Here is a 1,410-nt window from a genome sequence, read left to right on the forward strand (position 1 = left end):
GCATCATTCATCACCTCAAGATTTTTATTACTTCTATTTTAATACAAAAAAGACTGTAGGCAAACTCGATAAAATCGAGTTTGTCTACAGTCTGAGAGCTAATAAATTTAGCTCTTTTTTACTTTACCTCTGAAGATTTTGCATCCCCGTTAGCTATTAACTCTCCTACTGTAACGTTCTTTAATCCCTTTTGTTTTAGTTGCTTCAGAATTTCTGGAAGAGCTTTATTCGTTTGCTTTGCAGAATCAGATGCATGTAATAAAACGATATCTCCACCTTTAGTGGAAGATGTTGAATTTTTAATGATCTTATTAACACCTGGATTCGTCCAGTCGTCAGAGTCAACGCTATAGTGAACAACTGTATAGCCATAAGTCTCTGCGATTTTTAGTACTTCTTTATTAAAGTTGCCTGTCGGTGGACGCAATAAAGTAATATCCTTAATTCCAAGTTGTTTAAACACATCTTGAGCCATCAATAAATCTTTTTTAATCATACTAGCTTCTAATTCTGTATAATTTTTGTATGCGAATCCCATACTTCCAATTTGATGACCATCTTTTATCATTCGTTTTACCAAATCGGGATGTCTTTCGGCCCAAGAAGCTGAAAGAAAGAAGGTGGTGTTCGTGATCCCTTGTTTTTTTAATGTGTCTAATATTGGTTCTGCCATTACGTCGCCCCAACTAATATCAAATGTTAAAGATACTTCAGTGTTCTTTGTGTCACCTCGATAAACCGCTTTTGGCCCATCCGAAGATGAGAAGACCGGCAAATGCACAACATTTTCTACATACAAAATTCCTGCTGTAAAAAATGCTGCAATTAATATAATTACTAACCTTTTAACTTTTTTAACGTGAAATACATAAAACTGATTCATAAAAACCCTCCTCGTCCAACATACTTCTGTGACAATTGTATGCTTGACCTTGTATGAAAATGATTAGAAAAGAAATAATGAAGTAAGAATAGAAGAAATGAGGAGTCTTCATTGAACTACTATTTACTTAACGAAAAAGAGGTTCATGAATTAGAGAGTATTTTAGTCAGAGAAATATCAGTGGTTTCTGATAAGATTTACAAACAAGATACAGGGCTAACTAGAAGGTCATATATAGAAAAGAGAGAAATCCTCCTTAGGGTTTATAAAACAATTTCAAAAAATCCTGTTTAGGGTATTGACCAATACTAATGTAAGATGATATATTATTATTCGTCGCTGTTAAGAGAGCGCATCTGCAAAAACAATTAGTCAAAAAAAGATGTTGACTATGATATTGGTATCTGTTATATTAATAAAGTCGCCTCTAAGCGAAGATGATCTTTGAAAACTAAACAAAACCAAGCGTGCCAACGTTGATTTAATCAACAAAGCAACAAAGTTTTTTCGCGCATTCGTGTGCAAAA

The 1,410-nt window shown here is 33.7% G+C and carries 2 protein-coding genes; one reads left to right on the forward strand and one right to left on the reverse strand.

Annotated features, from left to right (window positions below):
- Nucleotides 1-118 precede the first annotated feature (118 nt).
- Nucleotides 119-883, reverse strand: a complete 765-nt coding sequence (pdaB, locus tag ACFFIX_RS27725) for a polysaccharide deacetylase family sporulation protein PdaB (protein ID WP_378939887.1) — start codon at nucleotides 881-883, stop codon at nucleotides 119-121.
- Nucleotides 884-994: 111 nt separating this feature from the next.
- On the opposite strand from pdaB, the gene ACFFIX_RS27730 reads away from it, so the two are divergent.
- A complete protein-coding gene (locus tag ACFFIX_RS27730; RefSeq protein WP_378939889.1) occupies nucleotides 995-1,177 on the forward strand; it encodes a hypothetical protein in 183 nt (60 codons plus the stop codon).
- Nucleotides 1,178-1,410 lie beyond the last annotated feature (233 nt).

Origin of the sequence: Metabacillus herbersteinensis, from assembly GCF_042433335.1 — a bacterium.
Taxonomy (GTDB): Bacteria; Bacillota; Bacilli; order Bacillales; family Bacillaceae; genus Metabacillus; species Metabacillus herbersteinensis.

Bases quoted from the DNA above. Each gene is read 5' to 3' on its own strand.
- pdaB (WP_378939887.1), bottom strand. From the start codon at position 883: ATGAATCAGTTTTATGTATTTCACGTTAAAAAAGTTAAAAGGTTAGTA.